Origin of the sequence: Rhodoblastus sp., from assembly GCF_052145335.1 — a bacterium.
GTDB lineage: Bacteria > Pseudomonadota > Alphaproteobacteria > Rhizobiales > Beijerinckiaceae > Rhodoblastus.
This window is the reverse complement of record NZ_JBKQOU010000104.1, coordinates 1-3,489: the sequence shown is the minus strand read 5'-3', so window position 1 is coordinate 3,489 and position 3,489 is coordinate 1. Positions and strand designations below refer to the sequence as shown.

Annotated in this window: 3 protein-coding genes; 2 read left to right on the top strand and 1 reads right to left on the bottom strand. The window is 58.1% G+C overall.

The features are described from left to right. Positions 1 to 1,657, bottom strand: a 1,657-nt coding sequence (locus ACLP2E_RS07835) for a DNA/RNA helicase domain-containing protein (RefSeq protein ID WP_442465595.1), incomplete at its 3' end; no start/stop codon positions are given. Positions 1,658 to 1,821: 164 nt separating this feature from the next. Between ACLP2E_RS07835 and ACLP2E_RS07830 the strand changes: the two genes are divergently transcribed. Then, a complete protein-coding gene (locus ACLP2E_RS07830) occupies positions 1,822 to 2,580 on the top strand; it encodes a CDP-diacylglycerol diphosphatase (RefSeq protein ID WP_442465594.1) in 759 nt (252 codons plus the stop codon). 113 nt (positions 2,581 to 2,693) lie between these two features. Next, a complete protein-coding gene (locus tag ACLP2E_RS07825) occupies positions 2,694 to 3,479 on the top strand; it encodes a dimethylarginine dimethylaminohydrolase family protein (RefSeq protein ID WP_442465593.1) in 786 nt (261 codons plus the stop codon). Positions 3,480 to 3,489: the final 10 nt, after the last annotated feature.

Below are 3,489 nucleotides of genomic sequence, written 5' to 3'. Positions count from 1 at the left end.
AAATTCTCGCCGTGACCTTCACCAATAAGGCGGCGCGCGAGATGAAGGAGCCCAGCCGCACCGCCCCGGAACTCGTCAAAAGTCCCACAGACCTTCCGCCTCGCCGATATTCACTTAGCCAAGCCTTGGCGCTTCGCAGGTCGCGCGTAATAACAGCCGGTGGCGAAGCCATTCGAGCGGAAATACTCTTCGCCTTTTCGATTTGGCCATCCAATAGCGCAGCGACCCAGTCCCCGTGCAAGGGATTCCGATAAGCCCTAACCCCGTTAGCGAGATGCAAACCAGGCTCGGAATGAAGCTGGCTTCGATCAAGAGTTCCACAATCAGCAAGCCCTGCGCCCGATACCGATGGACCGCCATCGATCGCCTGAGGCGCAGCGATAATTTTCCAAGCCGAACCGGATTCCGCCGATTGAGCGAGAGCTTCTCCCCATAACGCCAAGCCACCCTCTCCGCGATTGATTTCTTGGCCCGGACCGACGAGGCAAACGAGACAACTCCAATCGAGACGGTCGAGAATGTCCAAGAACAGTGCGGGTTCCGATGTTGGCCGCCCCATCAGCTTTTGCCCAACTTCTTCGTTCCATGCTCGCTGCGCCTCGTCGAAAATGATGACATTTTCAGGTGGCGTGGCGCCGTCCGTGTGCTCCTTTAAATATCCGAGCAAGTTCTGAATTGCGGCGTCCGCTTCATATTTTGCTTGGGCTTTCGAGACGCCTGTCCGAGCGGCGCAGTCTGCGGCAAGCGCCTCCGTAAGCACGTGCACAAGAGGACGATTCCCCGAGAGCAGAGCGCCTGATTGTGAATTGGAGCGGCTCTTGATCGCTAGGTCTAGCCCTAAAAGGGTCTTTCCCGCTCCTGGAGCGCCAGTGACGAAGCAAACAACTTTTTGACGGCTCGTTTCTGCCTCTCGAACGATAGTACGAAGGATGTGTGCGGCCTCTTGATGCTCAGAATCCGCGGCATCGCCTCGGCCAATATCTGCAATGCGGTGGCCCGCATAAAGAGCTTGGGCAGCTTCAATAATTGTTGGCGTCGGCCTGTATGGCGATAGATCAAAGGAAAGCGCATCGAGTTTTTGAGCCCTTTCGTCGATTAGACTCTCCAGCTCAATTAGTGCGTCGGCAAGCGTGTCACGATTTGTCCGTTGTAGACCGACGGAACCATTTCGGACCGATAAGTCGAGCGATTGTGGTTCGGCATTTTCAGCGCACAAAATGGGAACCACCAACCGGCTTTGACTCGCCTCGTGAAAATCTTGAAGCGAAAGAGCGTATCGCTCAGTTTGCACACAATGAGCGGTTCTATATGACGATTCACCAATCTTGAACTCGACAACAGCGACTATACCCGGCATGAGCACAACCGCGTCCATGCGTTTACCCAGGCGAAGTAATGGCGTTTCGAGCAAAATGGACCATTCATGAGATCGAACGCCAACCATTTCGAAGGTTTGGCGCAATATCTCAATTTCACGAACCCAAGCTCGGATCTGCTCAGCCTCGGCTGCAGCGTGAAACGCGACGTGGTGCTTCGAAAGGCGCCCGACAATTAAATCTGCCTCGGAATTTAGAAATTCCAATACCTTGCTTGAGTAAAATGAGCGGCCAATGGCGTCGCTAGCCTGAATCGGAGAAGCTTCCATAATCGCGATCATTTTCTGTTCTGGATTTGTTTTTGCTAATCTAACGCAGGGTTTCGACAAAGCATAAAATGATTGCGAAGCCTAGTAAGCTGGTTTGCTCTCCGCCCGTCGATTGGCTGGCTGGGCCACATTCGCCCTGTTGCAAAAGTCGCGTGAAAACGCCAAATAAGCGGTCGATGAACGCACGCACAAGGCTAAGCATCGCCGGCGGTTTTTTCTGCCTGCTCCTCGTCCTCGCCGGCTTGCGCCTGGCGGGCGCGGGAGAAGCGCGCGCCTCGGATCGTGGCGATCTCTGGCGCGTCGTTCACGATATTTGCACGCCGATGCAGAAATTGCTCGGCTTGCCCGCGCCATGCCTGAAAGTCGATAGCGAGCGCGGCTTCGCCGTCGTCCGGGCGCCCTATGACGTCACGCGGATCATCGTTGTGCCGACCCGGAAGATCGCGGGCGTCGAAAGCCCGCTGCTGCTGCGCGCCGACGCCCCCAATTTCTGGTCCTACGCCTGGAGCAACCGCGACGAGGTTGCAGCAGCGGCAAGGCGACCCCTGTCCTGGACGGATATCGGCATGGCGATCAATTCCAGTGGAAGCCGGACGCAGGACCAGATGCACATCCATGTCGATTGCGTCGACGGTCGCCTCAAAAGCGCCTTGCGCGCGCATCCGCCGCGCCGCGACGGCTGGACCAATCTCGACCTTCCCTGGGCCGATCGCTATCGCGCCAAGCAGATCGGCATCAAGGACCTCGATCGCAATATTTTCAAGATGGTCGCCGATGAAACGCCCGGCGCGAAGCAGCGCATGGGCCAGGAATCTCTCGCGGTCGTCGGCTACGAGGGGCCGTCGGGCGAGCGCGGTTTCGTCGTGCTGGCCAACGGCGGCGACGGACACGCCGAGGAACTGCTCGACCATCAATGTCTGGCCGAGCGCCGCTGAAATTCTACGGGAACCGAGCTTGACCACAAGGGTTATGCGTGCATCGGTATTTTCCCCGGAACAGCCCCGAGGATTTCCAGCCCTTGTTCAATGCCCCGCAAAAAAGGATCCTGATGTGTCCGCCGGAGTTTTTCGGCGTCGCCTATGTGATCAATCCTTGGATGGAAGGGCATTTTGCCCGCACCGATGCGGAAAATGCGCTGCGGCAATGGACGCAGCTCAAGGAAACCATCGGCCGTCATGCCCTTGTCAGCCTTCTGCCAGCGCACGAAGGCCTGCCCGATCTGGTCTTCACCGCCAATGCCGGGCTGGTGAAAGGCCGAAAAGTTCTGCTCAGCCGTTTCCGCTCCCCCGAGCGGCGCGACGAGGAGAAAGTCGATCGCCAATGGTTCGAAAAGAACGGCTTTCAGATCATCGACCCGCCGTCCGGCGCGTTTTTCGAAGGCGCCGGCGACGCCCTGTACGACCAGGCGCGCGATCTTTACTGGGTCGGACACGGGTTCAGATCGGACCGCGACTTTGCGCCTTTATTGCAGGCCCTTCTGGTCACCCGCGCGGTCGAACTGACCCTGGTGGATCCGCGTTTCTACCATCTCGACACCTGCCTTTGCCCCTTGCCGGATGGTTTCGTCATGTATTTCCCGGGCGCCTTCGACGCGCCGTCGCGCGAAACCATCGAAAAACTGGTTCCCGAACACCTCCGCATCGAAGTCGATGAGCGCGATGCGGTGAAATTCTGCTGCAACGCCGTGTCGCTGCACAGTCGTGTCATCATGAACGACGCGTCCGACGCCCTGCAGGGGCGTCTGCGCCAAGCCAACCTGACCCCCGTGCTGACGCCGCTGTCGGAATTTCTGAAAGCTGGCGGCGCGGCCAAATGCCTCACGCTCGATCTCTGACGGGGCGGCT

What these genes read in the sequence shown, in the direction of transcription:
- ACLP2E_RS07825 (WP_442465593.1), top strand. Translation starts at nt 2,694, where the DNA reads ATGTGTCCGCCGGAGTTTTTCGGCGTCGCCTATGTGATCAATCCTTGG.
- ACLP2E_RS07830 (WP_442465594.1), top strand. Translation starts at nt 1,822, where the DNA reads ATGAACGCACGCACAAGGCTAAGCATCGCCGGCGGTTTTTTCTGCCTG.